Source organism: Mycobacterium sp. DL, from assembly GCF_039729195.1.
In the GTDB taxonomy this organism is placed as follows: domain Bacteria; phylum Actinomycetota; class Actinomycetes; order Mycobacteriales; family Mycobacteriaceae; genus Mycobacterium; species Mycobacterium hippocampi_A.
Map to the genome: position 1 here is coordinate 3,394,736 of NZ_CP155796.1, position 15,526 is coordinate 3,410,261.

Annotated in this window: 20 protein-coding genes; 13 read left to right on the forward strand and 7 right to left on the reverse strand. The window is 67.0% G+C overall.

The features are described 5' to 3' along the window. Nucleotides 1–83 precede the first annotated feature (83 nt). Genes ABDC78_RS16150 through ABDC78_RS16160 form a run of 3 tightly spaced genes read left to right on the forward strand, consistent with a single transcriptional unit; the run spans nt 84 to nt 1,484 of the window. Nucleotides 84–554, forward strand: a complete 471-nt coding sequence (locus ABDC78_RS16150; protein WP_178360130.1) for a hypothetical protein — start codon at nt 84–86, stop codon at nt 552–554. A gap of 24 nt (nt 555–578) precedes the next feature. Then, nucleotides 579–1,187: a hypothetical protein gene (locus ABDC78_RS16155; protein WP_178360129.1), complete on the forward strand. Its 609-nt coding sequence runs from the start codon at nt 579–581 to the stop codon at nt 1,185–1,187. Continuing rightward, nucleotides 1,188–1,484, forward strand: coding sequence for a DUF503 family protein (locus tag ABDC78_RS16160; RefSeq protein WP_178360128.1), 297 nt, complete (start codon nt 1,188–1,190; stop codon nt 1,482–1,484). Here ABDC78_RS16160 and ABDC78_RS16165 read toward each other — a convergent pair. Continuing rightward, the gene (locus ABDC78_RS16165; RefSeq protein WP_178360127.1) at nt 1,446–2,315 is read right to left on the reverse strand and encodes a tRNA (adenine-N1)-methyltransferase; all 870 of its coding nucleotides are present in this window, start codon (nt 2,313–2,315) and stop codon (nt 1,446–1,448) included. The genes ABDC78_RS16160 and ABDC78_RS16165 overlap by 39 nt on opposite strands. Before the next feature lie 75 nt (nt 2,316–2,390). On the opposite strand from ABDC78_RS16165, the gene ABDC78_RS16170 reads away from it, so the two are divergent. The 6 genes from ABDC78_RS16170 to ABDC78_RS16195 are packed head-to-tail and all read left to right on the forward strand — an operon-like array spanning nt 2,391 to nt 6,079. Beyond that, nucleotides 2,391–3,269 (forward strand): RecB family exonuclease, encoded by an 879-nt coding sequence (locus tag ABDC78_RS16170; protein WP_178360126.1) that lies wholly within the window; start codon nt 2,391–2,393, stop codon nt 3,267–3,269. Next, complete coding sequence (locus ABDC78_RS16175; protein WP_178360125.1) at nt 3,266–4,093, forward strand: thioesterase family protein; 828 nt, start codon at nt 3,266–3,268, stop codon at nt 4,091–4,093. The genes ABDC78_RS16170 and ABDC78_RS16175 overlap by 4 nt, the downstream gene beginning before the upstream one ends. Next, complete coding sequence (locus ABDC78_RS16180; RefSeq protein WP_178360124.1) at nt 4,090–4,602, forward strand: DinB family protein; 513 nt, start codon at nt 4,090–4,092, stop codon at nt 4,600–4,602. The genes ABDC78_RS16175 and ABDC78_RS16180 overlap by 4 nt, the downstream gene beginning before the upstream one ends. Nucleotides 4,603–4,651: 49 nt before the next feature. Then, a complete protein-coding gene (locus ABDC78_RS16185) occupies nt 4,652–4,972 on the forward strand; it encodes a metalloregulator ArsR/SmtB family transcription factor (protein ID WP_178360123.1) in 321 nt (106 codons plus the stop codon). Further along, nucleotides 4,965–5,471: an SRPBCC family protein gene (locus tag ABDC78_RS16190; RefSeq protein ID WP_178360122.1), complete on the forward strand. Its 507-nt coding sequence runs from the start codon at nt 4,965–4,967 to the stop codon at nt 5,469–5,471. The genes ABDC78_RS16185 and ABDC78_RS16190 overlap by 8 nt, the downstream gene beginning before the upstream one ends. Beyond that, nucleotides 5,468–6,079 (forward strand): flavodoxin family protein, encoded by a 612-nt coding sequence (locus tag ABDC78_RS16195; protein WP_178360121.1) that lies wholly within the window; start codon nt 5,468–5,470, stop codon nt 6,077–6,079. Before ABDC78_RS16190 ends, ABDC78_RS16195 begins: the two co-directional genes overlap by 4 nt. Here the strand turns inward: ABDC78_RS16195 and ABDC78_RS16200 are convergent. The 6 genes from ABDC78_RS16200 to ABDC78_RS16225 form a co-directional block, all read right to left on the reverse strand. Beyond that, nucleotides 6,063–7,460, reverse strand: a complete 1,398-nt coding sequence (locus tag ABDC78_RS16200; protein ID WP_178360120.1) for an FAD-containing oxidoreductase — start codon at nt 7,458–7,460, stop codon at nt 6,063–6,065. The genes ABDC78_RS16195 and ABDC78_RS16200 overlap by 17 nt on opposite strands. Nucleotides 7,461–7,469: 9 nt before the next feature. Beyond that, on the reverse strand, nt 7,470–7,952 hold the full coding sequence (locus ABDC78_RS16205) for a DUF4126 family protein (protein ID WP_178360119.1): 483 nt from the start codon (nt 7,950–7,952) through the stop codon (nt 7,470–7,472). A gap of 64 nt (nt 7,953–8,016) precedes the next feature. Further along, entirely contained in the window at nt 8,017–8,880 is an 864-nt protein-coding gene (gene hisG / locus ABDC78_RS16210) for an ATP phosphoribosyltransferase (RefSeq protein WP_178360118.1), read from the reverse strand. 2 nt (nt 8,881–8,882) lie between these two features. Beyond that, nucleotides 8,883–9,164 carry a phosphoribosyl-ATP diphosphatase gene (locus ABDC78_RS16215; protein WP_178360117.1) on the reverse strand — a complete coding sequence of 94 codons (282 nt, stop codon included), beginning with the start codon at nt 9,162–9,164 and terminating at the stop codon, nt 8,883–8,885. A 27-nt stretch (nt 9,165–9,191) separates the two neighbouring features. Next, complete coding sequence (locus ABDC78_RS16220) at nt 9,192–10,667, reverse strand: sugar porter family MFS transporter (protein ID WP_178360116.1); 1,476 nt, start codon at nt 10,665–10,667, stop codon at nt 9,192–9,194. 165 nt (nt 10,668–10,832) lie between these two features. Next, entirely contained in the window at nt 10,833–11,516 is a 684-nt protein-coding gene (locus tag ABDC78_RS16225) for an HAD family phosphatase (RefSeq protein ID WP_178360115.1), read from the reverse strand. A gap of 82 nt (nt 11,517–11,598) precedes the next feature. Here ABDC78_RS16225 and ABDC78_RS16230 point away from each other — a divergent pair, with 82 nt between their 5' ends. Genes ABDC78_RS16230 through hpxO form a run of 4 tightly spaced genes read left to right on the forward strand, consistent with a single transcriptional unit; the run spans nt 11,599 to nt 15,525 of the window. Continuing rightward, the gene (locus tag ABDC78_RS16230) at nt 11,599–13,503 is read left to right on the forward strand and encodes a solute carrier family 23 protein (RefSeq protein WP_178360114.1); all 1,905 of its coding nucleotides are present in this window, start codon (nt 11,599–11,601) and stop codon (nt 13,501–13,503) included. After that, the gene (gene uraD / locus ABDC78_RS16235; RefSeq protein WP_178360113.1) at nt 13,504–14,022 is read left to right on the forward strand and encodes a 2-oxo-4-hydroxy-4-carboxy-5-ureidoimidazoline decarboxylase; all 519 of its coding nucleotides are present in this window, start codon (nt 13,504–13,506) and stop codon (nt 14,020–14,022) included. Beyond that, on the forward strand, nt 14,019–14,342 hold the full coding sequence (uraH, locus tag ABDC78_RS16240; RefSeq protein WP_178360112.1) for a hydroxyisourate hydrolase: 324 nt from the start codon (nt 14,019–14,021) through the stop codon (nt 14,340–14,342). Before uraD ends, uraH begins: the two co-directional genes overlap by 4 nt. Before the next feature lie 16 nt (nt 14,343–14,358). Beyond that, nucleotides 14,359–15,525 carry an FAD-dependent urate hydroxylase HpxO gene (gene hpxO, locus ABDC78_RS16245; RefSeq protein WP_178360111.1) on the forward strand — a complete coding sequence of 389 codons (1,167 nt, stop codon included), beginning with the start codon at nt 14,359–14,361 and terminating at the stop codon, nt 15,523–15,525. Nucleotide 15,526 lies beyond the last annotated feature (1 nt).

A 15,526-nucleotide genomic window follows, 5' to 3' on the forward strand; every position in this document is an offset into this window, starting at 1 on the left:
AGTCTTTGTGTGCGCTGTAGGAATTCGACACACCAGCAACACTGTTAGCCTCTGAGAGAGTTCGGCCCTTCGAAAGGACAGGCGTGACCCTGAAAAGCCTAGTTACCGGCGCCGCCGCAGCAGTCGCGATCGGCGGCGCGGCACTCGGTGTGACCTCCATTTCAGCTTCCACTGTCGCGTCGGCAGCACCCGGTTCGTTCAGCATCCCGGCGCAGCCCGCACCGTGCGCGGCGACCGCCGCGCAGCTGCGGTCTGTGATCGACGGTCTGCTCGCGCCCGGCGTACCCGCCCGAACAGGGAAAAGCGATCTCGTCCAGGGTGGCCTCGGCTTCAGCGACGGCGCGCTGGCAGACCGGGCCATCAACGGCGCGTACGCGCGGGGATCGCTGCCCGTGAACTTCTCGGTCGCCGACCCGGTCTGCAACGGACCTTCTGCCAGCACGACGCTGTCCGCCAACGGCCAGAGCCTCAACGCTGTGTTCGTTCCGGGCGGTCGCTACGGCTGGGTGCTCTCCCGCGCGTCAGCGGTGAGCGCCCTGAGCCTGTTCGGCTGATCTGTCGGTAAGCATTACCGGTCTATGACGCTGGTGCGTCGCACCGCTCTGAGCCTGGGCGCCGCCACAATCGTGGCGGCGTTCGGGCTCAGCGCGTGCAGCCAGCCGGCCGCTCCGGTGGAGTCACCGTCGGTGGAGACCTCCCCGGCTCCGTCGGTGGGCATGCCCGCACCGGCCGCTCCGGCGCCCGGAGGGCCGCCGCTGCCACCGGACGCGGCGTTGATCGACGTCATGGCCAGGCTTTCCGACCCGGCGATCCCGGGGGACCAGAAGGTCGATCTGATCGAGGGCGCCACGGTCGACGAAGCGGCCGACCTGGACCGTTTCGGCGTTGCGCTGCGTGACAACCGGTCGCTGCCCCTGTCCTTCGAGGCGCGGGACCTGGCCTGGTCCCAGGCGGATCCGGGCAACGTCGTCGCGACGGTCGTGATCAGGACGGCCAACCCCCAGGACGGTGAGTTCACCTACCCGATGGAGTTCGTCCGGGTGGACGGCTCGTGGCAGCTGACGCGGCGGACCGCCGAGCTGATGCTGCAACTGGATGACGGGGAGACACCGGCTCCGCCGGCCCCCTCCGCCGGTGCGCCGCCTCCTCCCCCGGCTCCTCCAGCCCCGCCGACTCCGCCTCGCTAGATGTGGATCGGCTGGCTGGAGTTCGACATCCTGCTCGGTGATGTGCAATCGCTGAAGCAGAAGCGCTCCGTCGTCAGGCCGTTGATCACCGAACTGGCGCGCCGGTTCTCGGTGTCGGCCGCCGAGACCGGATCACTGGACCTTCATCGACGCGCAGGTGTGGGAGTGGCCGTGGTCGCCGCCGACCGCAGTCATGTGGTCTCTGTGCTCGACTCCGCGGAGCGGCTGGTCGCCGCCCGGCCCGAGATCGAGCTGCTGTCAGCCAGGCGGGGACTCCGCCGGAGTACCGACGACTGACTCGCGCCCACGATTCTTCTTGCGCAACGGAATCGGCGCGACCGTTCCCGGGGCGAGTTTGCGCGCACTCACCAGGAACGCCGTGTGCCCACGCATCGTGTGCTCGGGGCGCACCGCCAGCCCGACCACGTGCCACCCCCGCTGCATGCTCTCCCAGGCCCGGGGTTCGGTCCAGCACTGTTGTTCGCGCAGTGCCTCCACGGTCCTGGACAACTGCGTCACGGTGGCGACGTAGATCATCAGCACCCCACCGGGGACCATCGCGGTGCCGACCGCGTCGAGCACATCCCACGGCGCCAGCATGTCCAGGACCACTCGGTCGACCTCGGGTCCGGCGTAGTCGACGACGTCGGCGATCACCAGCTCCCAGTTCGGCGGTCGGTCACCGAAAAACGTCTCGACGTTGCGAATCGCGTGCTCGGCGTGATCGTCGCGCACCTCGTAGGAACTCACGTGCCCCTCGGGCCCGACGGCGCGCAGCAGCGAGCAGGTCAACGCCCCGGACCCGGCGCCCGCCTCGAGCACCCGCGCCCCGGGGAAGATATCGCCCTCATGCACGATCTGAGCGGCGTCCTTGGGGTAGACCACCTGCGCGCCGCGCGGCATCGACATCACGTAGTCGACCAGCAACGGACGCAGCACCAGAAACTGATCGCCGTTGGTCGATCGCACCACACTGCCTTCGGGCAGACCGACGACCTCGTCGAGGGAGATGATGCCGCGGTGTGTGTGGAACTCCCCGCCCGGCTTGAGCAGCATCGTGTAGCGCCTGCCTTTCGTGTCGGTGAGCTGCACGCGATCACCGACGGCGAACGGACCGGTTCTGGGCACAGCTGTTCAGCCTGCCAGTAGACGCGCCGGTCCGGGTGCCCGGGGTTTGTCTCACCCCGGTCATAGGCTTGGGTCATGAGTGAGGCGACGGGGCGGCCGGTGCGGCGACCGGCGCTGTCCCCGTCGCGGGCCAGCGACTTCAAGCAGTGTCCGTTGCTGTACCGGTTCCGGGCCATCGACAGGTTGCCGGAGCCGTCGTCCACCGCACAGGTTCGCGGCTCGGTCGTGCACGCCGCACTCGAACAGCTCTACACCCTTCCGGCGGCCGAACGTGGCCCGGACACGGCGCTGTCTCTGGTCATGCCCGCCTGGGAGCGGGTCGTCGCCGAGCAGCCCTCGGTCGCCGACGACATCGATCCGACCCTGCGGAACGAGCTCCTCGAAGAGGCCGGCCGCCTGCTGTCGGGTTACTACCGGTTGGAGGATCCCACCCGCTTCGATCCTCAGAGCTGCGAACAGCGTGTCGAGGTCGAGCTGGAGGACGGCACACTGCTGCGGGGGTTCGTCGACCGCATCGACGTCGCGGCCACCGGCGAGCTCAGGGTGGTCGACTACAAGACCGGCAAGGCGCCCTCGGAAGCATGGGCGCTGGCCGAGTTCAAGGCGATGTTCCAGATGAAGTTCTATGCGGTCGCCCTGTTGCGGTCGCGGGGCGTGCTGCCCGCCCGGCTTCGGCTGCTCTACCTTGCCGACAGCCAGGTGCTCGACTACACACCCGATCTCGACGAGCTGTTGCGCTTCGAGAAGACGTTGATGGCGATCTGGCGGGCGATCCAGTCTGCCGGTGTCACAGGAGATTTCCGGCCACGCCCGTCCCGGTTGTGCAACTGGTGCGCCCACCAGGCCCACTGTCCGGAGTTCGGCGGCACTCCCCCGCCCTACCCCGGCTGGCCCGAGGTGTTCGACGACGGTGATCCCGATGCGGTGCTGCGGGCGGCGGAGCCTGCGGCGTGATCGATTGTCTCTTCCGTCGGCGACGCGTCGACGCTGACTGCGCCGACGGTGACAATGCCGGCGGTGAGTACGAGGTCTTCGAATCCACCGACGGCACCCGCAGCAACTGGGATCCCGAGATCCAGCACGGCTCGCCGCCGTTGGCGCTGCTCACCAGGGCCATCGAGAATCTCGCGGCGGGATCGGGTCTGCGGATCGGGCGACTCACACTCGACATCCTCGGCGCCATCCCGGTGACGACCGTGCGGGTCCGCGCCTGGGTCGACCGGCCAGGCAGCCGGATTTCGATGATGGTCGCCGAGATGGTGACCGACCGCGCCGACGGTACCCGGCGACCGGTCGCGCGCGTCACCGCCTGGCTGCTGGCACCCAGCGACACCCGAGACGCCGCCACCGACCGGTATCCGCCGCTCGTCGAAGGGGTTGCCACCGAGAAGGCCCACGCCTGGGAGGGCGCGCCGGGCTATCTGGAGACGGTGGATTGGCGCAAGCAGGCGGACCCCGGCGGTGCTGCCGCCGAGGTGTGGCTGAGCCCGCTTGTACCGCTGGTGGATTCGGAGCCGACAACGCCTCTGCAACGGCTGGCGATGGTGGTCGACTCTGCCAACGGCATCGGTGCCGCGTTGGATCCGCAGCTGTTCGTCTTCATGAACACCGACACCGTCGTGCATCTGCACCGGTTGCCCACGGGCGCCGATTTCGGGTTACGGGCCCGGGGATCGATCGGCCCGGATGGCGTCGGGGTGACCACCGCGGAGATCTTCGACCGACAGGGCTTCATCGGCACCTGCGCGCAGACCCTGCTGGTGCAGCGCCGCGCATGATCGTCGAGGCGCGTCGGCAGTTCGAGCTGGCGTGGTCGTTGGCCGAACTGCACCTCGCAGCGCTTGTCGACGAGGATTTCCTCTGGGAGCCGGCGAGTCTGTGTTGGACGGTTCGGCAAGACGAAGCCGGGGTGTGGCGTCCGGACTGGGCCGAGACGGAACCCGACCCGATACCGGTGCCGACGATCGCGTGGTTGAGCTGGCACATCGACTACTGGTGGAGCGCGGCGATCGCAGCGCTGTCCGACCGGATGGGCCGCGACTGGTCCGAGGTCGCCTGGGCCGGCGATGGCCCGGCGGCAGTGGCGCGGCTTCGCGCTCTGGCCGCGGGCTGGCGAAATGTGTTGGCGGACATCAGCGAACGGGATCTGGCGGCGGCCGCGACGTTCCCGTGGGGCGCGGACACCGAGCGCACGGTCGCCGACACCGTGCTGTGGGTGACCGTCGAGTTGACGAAGAACGTCTCCGAGATCGGACAACTGCGACTGATCCGGGCGGCGGGACGCTGAAGCAAATATCTACTTGCATCTATATAGATGCCGGGTAATATTTGAGAACGTGGACGTCTTCGACGCCGTGGCCGAGCCGAACCGGCGAGCTCTGATGGACGTGTTGGCCGAGGGCGAGCGCACTGCCGGCGAGCTGGTGGCGACGTTGCCCGGGCTCACTCAACCGACGGTGTCGCGGCACCTGCGGGTGTTGCGGGAGGTGGGGCTTGTCGAGGTCCGGCCACAGGCGCAGCGCCGCATCTACGCTCTGCGCGCCGACGGCCTGGTTGCCATCGACGACTGGATCGAGCGCTATCGGCGGTACTGGACCGGTCACCTCGACGCCCTCGAACGCCATCTCGAGGACAACCAGGGTGGCATCGATGAGTGACGGCGCCGGGCGGCTGACGATCAACGGCGATCGTGCGGTCCTGAACTTCGAACGCCGACTGCCCTTTCCGATCGACGCGGTGTGGGCGGCGATCACCGATCCTGCCCAGCGCCGGCAGTGGTTCGGGGAGACCACGATCGACGCCCGCGAGGGCGGCGTCATCGACATGGTTCCCGACGGCCCTCCCCTGCCGCCGGACGGAAAGCGGATGACCGGCCGGATCCTCGTCTGGGATCCACCACACGTCTTCGAACACGAATGGAAGCAGCCGATCGCCGAAGACGGTGTGGTGCGCTACGAGCTGCGCCCGGACGGACCCGGCACCCTGCTGCGCTTCAGCCATCGCGGGCTCGGGGTTCGCACCGGCGGCGGGTTCCGCGGCGGTACCCACGCCTACCTCGACCGCCTCGAGTGCTTTCTCGCCGGCGAGCCCATCCCTGACTGGCTCATCCGTCGCCAGCAGATCGACCGATCCCACAACGGAGGCGAATCACAGTGACAGACAACACATCACCGGAGGTCCCGCTGGTCGCGATCGCCTATCATTCGGGCTTCGGCCACACCGCGGTGCTTGCCGGGGCGGTGGCCGAGGGCGCCCGCGACGGCGGTGCGCGGGTCAGCCTGATCGCCGTCGACGAGATCACCGACCGTGACTGGCAGGCCCTCGACGGAGCCGACGCCATCGTCTTCGGAAGCGCGACCTACATGGGCAACGTGTCCGCGGGATTCCAGGCGTTCGCCGAAAAGACGGCCCGGCGCTGTATCAACGGGACCTGGCGCGACAAGATCGCGGCCGGGTTCACCAACTCCGGCGCCAAGAGCGGTGACAAAGTCGCGGCCCTGGTTTCGCTCGCGGTGTTCGCCGCCCAGCACCACATGCACTGGGTCAACCTGGGTTTGGGTCCCGGGTGGAACAGTTCGACCGCTAGCGAGCAGGATCTCAACCGCCTGGGCTTCTGGCTCGGCGCCGGCGCAGCGACCGATGTCGACGCGAACCGCGATCAGGTCCACCCTGCCGACGAGGCGACCTGCCGACATCTCGGACGGCGGGTGGCCGAAGTGACCCGGCAACTGATCGCCGGGCGGGCGGCTACTGAAGCGGCTTGAGGTCCTGCAACATCGTCGGGACCAGCTCGCTGACGGTCGGATGGATGTGCATCGTGCGCGATATCGCCGTGTAGGGCAGTTTGGCGGTCATCACATCGAGGATGTCCTGCACGACTTCGTCGCCGCCGACCCCGAGAATCGACGCCCCGAGGATCTCCTCGGTCTCGGCGTCGACAACCACCTTCATGAAGCCCTGCGTCTCACCCTTCTCAACGGCCCGGCCGACCCGGGTCATCGCACGCTTGCCCACCAACGCTTTCCGGCCGGACCGGCGGACCTCCTCGGCCGTCATTCCGGCCCGGCCCAGCGGAGGGTCGATGTAGAGCGCGTAGGTGGTGACCCGGTCACTGACCTTGCGGGGATCGTTGTCGAGCAGGTTCGCCGCGACGATCTCGAAGTCGTTGTACGACGTATGGGTGAACGCGCCACGGCCGTTGCAGTCGCCCATCGCCCAGATGTGGTCGACGCTGGTTCGCAGCTGATCGTCGACCACGACGTGGCCGCGGCCGTCGGTCTCGACACCCGCCGCCTCGAGTCCGAGATCGTCGGTGTTGGGTTGGCGCCCGACCGCAACGAGCAGATGAGTGCCGGCGATCGGTTCGGCTCCGGCGCGCGGGGTGACGGTGAATCCGTTGTCCTGCTTGGCGAAGCTGATCGCGTCGGCGTCGAGCACCACGTTGATGCCCTCGTTCTCGAGAATGTCCTTGATGGCGGCGGAGACGTCCTCGTCCTCCCTCGCCGTCAGCCGCGGTCCGCGCTCGACGACGGTGACCTGAGCGCCGAACCGGCGGTGCATCTGGGCGAACTCCAGCGCGATGTAGCTGCCGCCGATGACCACGAGGTGTTCGGGGACGACGTCGAGGTCGAGGACACCCACGTTGGTCAGGTAGTCGATGTCGGCCAGGCCCGGCATGTCCGGCACCACTGCGCGCCCGCCGACGTTGAGGAAGATCCGGTCGGCTTCGAGGAGTTGGTCGTCGACGCGGATGATGTGCGGACTCTCGAAGCGGGCGTGGCCGCGAATCAGGCTGCAGCCCTTCATGCCTTCCAGCCAGGACTCGACGCCTTCGCGGTCGCCGATGCTGATGCGATCCTTGCGTGCCTTGACCTTCGCCATGTCGACGGTGATATCGCCTGTGTCGATTCCGAACTCGCCACCGCGCCGGGCGACGTGCGCCGCGTGCGCACTGGCCACCAGCGTCTTGGTGGGGATGCAACCGTAGTTCACGCATGTGCCGCCGACGAGCTTGCGCTCGATCACCGCGACTGTCTGCCCGGCGGCCGTCAACCGTCCCGCCAGCGGCGGGCCGGCCTGGCCGGCGCCGATGATGATCGCGTCGAATCGCTGCGCACCCGAGGAGCCTTCAGACGTCTGTGCCATCTCGCTGTTCTACAGCAGGCTCACGAGGAACGCGACCAAGAACCCCCCGCCGACGGCGAGCGCATCCTCACCGAACGCGCCGGGTCGGTCGTTTCCTCCCTTGGCGGCGGCCACTCTGCTGCGCAGCGCGGCACCACCCAGAGTGCCGAGAACGGCGCCGATGACACCGGCGCCGGTGGCGCTGAACGTGTGGAAGAAGGCGCTACCGATCACTGCGCCGGCGAACCCTCCCGTGATCAGGCGAGCGATGAACTGAGGCGGGACCTTCCGACTCGGCGTCTTGGGCAACTGATCGGTGACCAATTCGACGAGAAGGAAGATCGTCAAGACCGTCACCGTGATGGGATGTGAGACCCATTCCGACCACTTGTCGCTGACATCGATCCAGCCGAGCATCGCGCCCCAGGCCACGACGGCGGGCGCGGTCATTGCGCGCAAGCCTGCGATGACACCGATCATCAGCGCCAGAAGCAGAACGAGAACCTGTGTCATCGGACCTCCGAGCGGTGGACGGACCTCCGGACGCTAACACGGGTGGCCGACTTACGCGTCAAGATCAGAAGCGGCAGAACCTGATATCGGAGGCCAGGATCGCCTTCGCGCCGATCGCCGCGATCTCATCCATGATCGCGTTCACGTCGCGCCGGGGTACCAACGCCCGCACCGCGACCCAGTCCGGATCTGCCAACGGCGCGATCGTCGGGGACTCCAGCCCGGGAGTCACGGCAGTGGCTTGCTCGAGCAGCGAACGGGGACAGTCGTAATCGAGCATCAGGTACTGCTGGCCGAACACCACACCCTGGACGCGGGCAGCCAACTGGTCGCGGGCAGCGGCCTTCTCTCCGCCGCCCTCGTCGCCGGAGTCGTCGCGTTCGATCAGCACCGCCTCGGAATCACACAGGGATTCGCCGAAGGCGACCAGGTTGTGCAGCCCCAGGGTGCGACCGGATCCGACAACGTCGGCGATGGCGTCGGCCACACCGAGTTGCACCGAGATCTCCACGGCGCCGTCGAGCCGGATCACCGTCGCCGTGATGCCGCGGGCGGCAAGATGCTTGCCCACCAGATTGGGAAACGCGGTGGCGATGCGCTTGCCCTCGAGGTCTTCGACCCGCCACTGCCGACCGGCGGGCGCCGCATAACGGAACGTCGACGATCCGAAGCCCAGTGCCAGCCGCTCACGCACCGGCGCAACGGATTCCTGAGCCAGATCGCGCCCGGTGATACCAAGGTCGAGTTGGCCCGAACCGACGTAGATCGCGATGTCCTTGGGCCGCAGGAAGAAGAACTCGACCTGGTTGGCCGGATCGACGACGGTCAGATCCTTGGTGTCGGTTCGTCGGCGATATCCGGCCTCGGAGAGGATCTCGGCAGCCGACTCGCTCAAGGTGCCCTTGTTGGGCACTGCGACTCTGAGCATCCTCACAGCTTCCGGTACACGTCGTCGAGCGACAACCCGCGCGAGAGCAGCAACACCTGTGTCCAGTAGAGCAGCTGGCTGACCTCCTCGGCCAACGCCTCGTCGCTCTCGTGTTCGGCCGCCAGCCACACTTCGCCGGCCTCTTCGAGGATCTTCTTCCCGATGCCGTGCACACCGGCGTCGAGTGCTGCCACGGTGCCGCTGCCTGCAGGGCGGGTGCGCGCCCGTTCGCTCAACTCGGCGAACAGTGCATCGAAGGTCTTCACGGGTCGCGATTGTCCCACGCCGCCGCGGGCGGAGTCACGGCGGTTTCACGAGGTTGCGTTCGGCGACTTCTTTCCGTGCAGGACCTCGCCGTGCATGTCCTCCAGCGACACACCCTTGGTCTCCATCACCCACCGCCATACGAAGAGTCCCGACAGGATCGCGCACAGACCGTAGAAGCCGTACGCCAGCCCCAGTTGTTCACGAAGCCCGGGGAAGGTGACGGTGATCAACCAGTTGGCCGCCCACTGGCCGGCCGCGGCCAGTCCCAGCGCGGCGGCACGGATGCGGTTGGGGAACATCTCTCCGAGCAGCACCCAGACCACCGGCCCCCACGACATGCCGAACGCCACCACGAACAGGTTCGCGGCGATCAGAGCGATCACGCCCGAAGCGCCGGGCAGGCTGGGATTGCCGTCGGGACCCACGGTGGCGTTGGCGAAGATCACCGCCATCGTGATCAGCGTGACGGCCATGCCGGACGATCCGATGAGCAGCAGTGGTTTGCGCCCGATCTTGTCGATCAGTGCGATCGCGATCAGGGTGGTCAGCACGTTGATCACCGACGTGATGACGGTGTAGATCGCGGACTCGTCGGCGCTGAATCCGACCGCCTGCCACAGCACGTTGGAGTAGTAGAAGATCACGTTGATGCCGACGAACTGCTGGAAGATCGACAGCCCGAGGCCGACCCAGACGATGCCGTAGAGGCCACCGGAAGGTTTCTTCAAGTCCCGCCACGACGGCTTGTCCTCCCGCTCCAGGGTGTCCTGGATGCGGGTGATAGTGATCTCCAGGTTCTTCTCACCGAGCAGCATGTTGAGCACCCGGCGCGCCTCTGGAATCTGATGGCTGGCAACAAGATACCGCGGCGACTCCGGGATCGTGAAGGCCAACGCCCCGTACAGCACGGCCGGTGCCGCCATCGCCAGGAACATCCATCGCCAGGCGTCCAGGCCGAGCCACAGCGGCTCGTTGGGTCCACCTGCTGTCCACTGGAGCAGCCAGTTCACCACGAACGACAGGAAGATGCCGGACACGATGGCCAACTGCTGCAGCGACCCCAGCCGGCCGCGGATGCGCGGCGGCGAGGTTTCGGCGATGTAGGCCGGCGCGATCACCGACGCGACACCGACACCGATGCCACCGACGATGCGGAATACGACGACCCACACCACGTCGGGCGCGAGTCCGGTACCGAAGGCGCTTATCAGGAAGAGCAACGCGGCGATCTTCATGACCGCGATGCGGCCGATCCGGTCGGCGATCCGGCCCGCGGTCATCGCGCCCGCTGCGGCGCCGAGCAACGCCGAGGCTACCGCGAAGCCCAGTTCGGCGTTTCCGATGCCGAAGTCCTCCTGGATCGAGTCGACCGCGCCGTTGATCACCGCGCTGTCGTAGCCGAAGAGCAGGCCGCCGAGGGCGGCCACCCCGGCGATGCGGACCGCAGTGCGGCCGGAGGAGAAGTCGTCATCGGTGATCGCCGAGGCGGAATCGTCCACAGGGGGACCCTGACCAGCCATGAGACCCGTCCTTTCGCAGCGTTGCGTGATGCGAGTCACATTCAAGCACTCGCGGGACGACCTCGGGTGGTTTCGTTCAGGTCGCGGCAGATGTGGGACGCCGCGGCCGACGCCGGTGATGTGCCGTCGCTCCCGAGCAACTGAACAAGTGGGAACGCCGACGAATCAGGCGGTGTGTTCCCGCAGCTCCCGGTCGATTTCGCCGTGGATCCTACGCAGGTCCGCGACCTCGAGTTCGGCCAGCGAATCGGCATGCCGCCGCCGCAGACCGCCAGGGACGGGGACGTCGTTGGGAACGACCAGCACGGCGCACCCCGCGCCCTCGGCTGCTGCGGTGCCGGTCACCGAGTCCTCGACGGCCAGGCAGTCGGCCGGGTCGAGGCCGAGCAGTTCCGCCGCCCGCAGATACGGGTCGGGGGCGGGCTTGCCGTTTGGGACCTCGTCACCGCACACCGAGACCGAGAAATAGTGGCGACCAATGCTATTGAGTGCGCGCTCGGCCAGGGCACGCTGGGTGTTCGTCACCAGGGCCATCGGAGTGCCTTCGGCCACAAGCGCTTCCAGCATCTCGCGGGCCCCGTCGCACCACGGCAATCCGTCGTCGAACAGTTCGGCGGTGTGGTCGTGCAGTCTGACGATCGATTCCGCCATCGCGTCGGGATCGGGCTCCAGGCCCAGTTCCGCGTAGGCGATCACCATGGTCTCTTCGGCCGACGCCCCGACCAGAGCTGTCCTGGTCTCGCGGCTCATCGCGCCGCCGTGCGACTCGTAGAACGCGGAAAGTGACACGTCCCACAGCTTCTCGGAATCGACGAGCGTGCCGTCCATGTCCCACAACACTGCCCGCACCCGGCCATTCTGGCACGCGGTCGGGGTGCTGCGCGAACCCGCTCGACATGCGAAGTAGTGAGTTCTGCCGGATTCTTGGACGATGGCGGCTCCGATCACGACAAAAAAGGGCAAGCGTGTGCACCCGGTCGACGAGGTGCTGCCCATCCCACAACTCGCGACATACGGCTTCCAGCACGTAGTGGCGTTCTACGCAGGTGCCGTACTGGTGCCGATCCTGATCGCGGGCGCGATCGGGCTGTCGGACGAAGAACTCGTGATGCTCATCACGGCAGACCTGTTCACCTGCGGAATCGCGTCGATCATCCAGGCCGTCGGCTTCTGGAAGGTCGGGGTCCGGTTACCGCTGCTGCAAGGCGTGACATTCGCCGGGGTCGCCCCGATCATCGCGATCGCGATGGCTCACGGTGGCGGCACGGCCGGTCTGCTCTACGTCTACGGAGCGGTGATCGTCGCCGGTGTCTTCACCTTCCTCATCGCGCCGGCGTTCGTGAAGATCCTCAGGTTCCTCCCACCCGTGGTCACCGGCACCCTCATCACGATCATCGGGTTGTGCCTGGTGCCGATCGGCGGGTTGGACGCCGTCACCAACCCCGCGACCCACGAGCCCGATCCGACCAACCTTCGCTGGGTTCTCTACGCCCTGGGCACGATCGCGGTCATCGTGGCGATCCAGCGACTGTTCCGGGGTTTCATGTCCACCATCGCGGTGCTGCTGGGCCTGGTGATCGGTTGCGTGGTGGCCTACGTCCTCGGCGACATGAACTTCGACCGGGTGGGCGAAGCCTCCATGTTCGGGTTCACTCCCCCGTTCGCGTTCGGCATGCCGAAGCTCGACTTCGTCGCGTGCCTGACGATGATCATCGTGATGCTGATCATCGCCGTGGAGTCGACCGGCAGCACGATCGCCACCGGCGAGATCGTCGGCAAGCGGGTCAGGCCGTCGGACATCGGCAACGTGCTCCGCGCCGACGGAGTGGCCACCACGATCGGCGGCATCTTCAACTCCTTTCCCTACACCGCGTTCTCCGAGAACGTCGGCCTGGTACGCCTGACCGGTGTCAAGAGCCGCTGGGTGGTAGCGGCCGCGGGCGTCTTCATGATCGTCCTGGGCTTCCTGCCCAAGGTGGCTGCGGTAGTGGCGTCGATCCCGAACCCGGTGCTGGGCGGTGCGGCGCTCACGCTGTTCGCCACCGTCGCCGTCGTCGGCATCCAGACCCTGGGCAAGGTCGACTTCACCGACCACCGCAACGTCATCATCGTCACCACCAGCCTGGCGCTGGCGTTGTTGGTGACGTCCTACCCGGAGATCTCGTCGGCGTTGCCGTCCGGGCTCGACCTGCTCTTCGGCAGCGGCATCAGCACTGGCGCCATCACCGCAATCGTGCTCAACATCGTGTTCTTCCACACCGGCTCCCGCGGACCGCGGGTGGCCGGCGGCGGCGCCATCACCCTCGACCAGGTGAACTCGATGACCAGGGACCGCTTCACCGAGGTCTTCGGCCACGTGGTGCAGGACGTTCCGTGGGCCGTCGAGCGGGCCTACGAGCAGCGACCGTTCACCGACACCAAGTCGCTGCGGGAGGCGTTTCAGGACGCGGTGCTGACCGGATCCTCCGATCAGCAGGTCGAGTTGCTCAACGCGTTCCACGATCTCGGCGCCGAGGACGAGACCGGAACCGCGCTCGCAGTCGACCACGTCGCCCTGTCCAACCTCGACGAGGACGATCACAACGACGTCGTGCAGCTGGCCGGCGCGTACCGTGAGCATTTCGGCTTCCCGCTTGTCATCTGCGCACGGGAGACCGAGCACTTCGACCGGGTGCTCAAGAACGGATGGTCACGCATGGACAACTCCCCCGGCGCCGAAAAGGCGTTCGCGTTGATCGAGGTCGCCAAGATCGCCAACTACCGGTTCACCGACCTGGTGGCCGACGCGAACCCGATCGCCGCTGCGCGGTTCAGCCGCCTCAACGAACTCCAGTAGATGGCCACGAACGGACCTTTGGGCATCGAAGGTTTCAACCACCTCTCCGAGCGGCAGCGGATGCACCTGCTGTTCGATGTGTGCTCGTCGCCGATCTGGGCTCGCCGGGTGCTCGCCGGCGGTCCGTTTCGTGACGATGACGCACTGCTCGACCGCGCCGACCGGGTGCTCGCAGAGCTACCCGATGCCGAAGTCGACGCCGCGCTCGACGGTCATCCGCGGATCGGGGCCTCGGTGTCGTCGGCCCACAGTCCGTCCTCGGCGCAGGAGCAGGCGCGAGTCGCTGACGCCGACGCGGCAGTGAAAGCCGAACTCGCGGAAAAGAACCGGCGCTACGAGGACGCCTTCGGGTACGTCTACCTGGTGTGCGCGAGCGGTCGCACGGCCGAGGAACTGCTCGCGATCCTCAACGACCGGCTCGACAACGATCCCGACACCGAACGCCGGGTGATGCGTTCGGAGCTGGCCAAGATCAATCGGCTGAGACTGTCCCGCCTGCTGTCGAAGGAGACAGTATGAACACGCTGAGCACCCATGTTCTCGACGCCGTGACGGGCACTCCCGCGGTAGGCGTCACCGTTACGCTGACCGACACTGCCGGCGGGTCGATGGCTGCTGCGCAGACCGACGACGACGGCCGCGTCAAGACGCTGTCCGACGATCTGGCCGCTGGCAGGTACCGCCTGCACTTCGATACCGGGAGTTACTTCGCCACAAAGAATGTCGACGCCTTCTATCCCGAAGTGGTGATCGCCTTCGATGTGGTCGGCGAGGACAAGCACTTCCACGTGCCACTGCTGCTGTCGCCGTTCGCCTATTCCACCTACCGCGGCAGTTGACGAGGGGAGTCCACACGTGAAAGCGATCATCATCGGCGCCGGGATGGGCGGTATGAGCGCGGCGATCGCGCTGCGGCAGATCGGGATCGAGACCGCGGTCTACGAACGCGTGACCGAGAACAAGCCGGTGGGCGCCGCCATCTCGGTGTGGTCCAACGGCGTCAAGTGCCTCAATTACCTTGGTCTGGAAGAACAGACGGCCAAGCTCGGCGGGATCGTCGAGACGATGAGCTACCTCGACGCACACACCGGCGACACCATGTGCCGGTTCTCGATGCAACCGTTGATCGACGAGGTCGGACAACGCCCCTACCCCATCGCTCGCGCCGAGTTGCAGATGATGCTGATGGAGGCATACGGGCTCGACGAGATCCACTTCGGCCACCGGATGGTCAGCGTGGCCGACGGACCGGACGCGGCGACCGCGACATTCGCCGACGGCACCACCGCGACAGCGGACTTCATCATCGGCGCCGACGGTGCCGGCTCCCTGACCCGCGAGTACGTGCTCGGTGCGCCGGTGACGCGGCGCTACGCCGGATATGTGAACTTCAACGGTCTCGTCGAGACCGACGACACCATCGGCCCGGCCACCGAGTGGACCACCTACGTCGGTGACGGTAAGCGAGTCTCGGTGATGCCCGTCGCCGGCGGACGGTTCTACTTCTTCTTCGATGTGGTCGAAGAAGAAGGTCTGCCCTACGAGAAGGGCAGCGCGCGTGAGGTTCTGCGGACACACTTCGCAGGCTGGGCGCCCGGGGTGCAGGCGCTGATCGACAGACTGGACCCGATGAGCACCAACCGCGTCGAGATCCTCGACCTGGATCCGTTCTACACGTGGGTCAAAGGCCGCGTTGCCGTACTCGGCGACGCGGCCCACAACACCACACCCGACATCGGACAGGGCGGATGCTCGGCGATGGAGGACGCGGTCGCGCTGCAGTGGGCATTCAAGGATCGCCCCGGGGACGCGCACGCAGCACTGACCACCTATCAGCAGGCGCGCGCCGAACGCGCAGCGGACCTGGTGCTGCGCGCCCGTAAGCGCTGCGACGTCACCCATGCCAAGGACCCCGAGAAGACCGAGGAATGGTACGACGAGTTGCGCAACGAGGACGGCACCAACATCATTCGCGGCATCGTCGGCAACATCATGGGTGGACCAGTGACTCCGGTCAGCTGAC

What these genes read in the sequence shown, in the direction of transcription:
- ABDC78_RS16220 (WP_178360116.1), bottom strand. Translation starts at nt 10,667, where the DNA reads ATGGCTGGTCAGGGTCCCCCTGTGGACGATTCCGCCTCGGCGATCACC.
- ABDC78_RS16180 (WP_178360124.1), top strand. Translation starts at nt 4,090, where the DNA reads ATGATCGTCGAGGCGCGTCGGCAGTTCGAGCTGGCGTGGTCGTTGGCC.
- ABDC78_RS16205 (WP_178360119.1), bottom strand. Translation starts at nt 7,952, where the DNA reads ATGACACAGGTTCTCGTTCTGCTTCTGGCGCTGATGATCGGTGTCATC.
- ABDC78_RS16230 (WP_178360114.1), top strand. Translation starts at nt 11,599, where the DNA reads ATGGCGGCTCCGATCACGACAAAAAAGGGCAAGCGTGTGCACCCGGTC.
- ABDC78_RS16200 (WP_178360120.1), bottom strand. Translation starts at nt 7,460, where the DNA reads ATGGCACAGACGTCTGAAGGCTCCTCGGGTGCGCAGCGATTCGACGCG.
- uraD (WP_178360113.1), top strand. Translation starts at nt 13,504, where the DNA reads ATGGCCACGAACGGACCTTTGGGCATCGAAGGTTTCAACCACCTCTCC.
- ABDC78_RS16190 (WP_178360122.1), top strand. Translation starts at nt 4,965, where the DNA reads ATGAGTGACGGCGCCGGGCGGCTGACGATCAACGGCGATCGTGCGGTC.
- ABDC78_RS16170 (WP_178360126.1), top strand. Translation starts at nt 2,391, where the DNA reads ATGAGTGAGGCGACGGGGCGGCCGGTGCGGCGACCGGCGCTGTCCCCG.
- uraH (WP_178360112.1), top strand. Translation starts at nt 14,019, where the DNA reads ATGAACACGCTGAGCACCCATGTTCTCGACGCCGTGACGGGCACTCCC.
- ABDC78_RS16155 (WP_178360129.1), top strand. Translation starts at nt 579, where the DNA reads ATGACGCTGGTGCGTCGCACCGCTCTGAGCCTGGGCGCCGCCACAATC.
- ABDC78_RS16160 (WP_178360128.1), top strand. Translation starts at nt 1,188, where the DNA reads ATGTGGATCGGCTGGCTGGAGTTCGACATCCTGCTCGGTGATGTGCAA.
- hisG (WP_178360118.1), bottom strand. Translation starts at nt 8,880, where the DNA reads ATGCTCAGAGTCGCAGTGCCCAACAAGGGCACCTTGAGCGAGTCGGCT.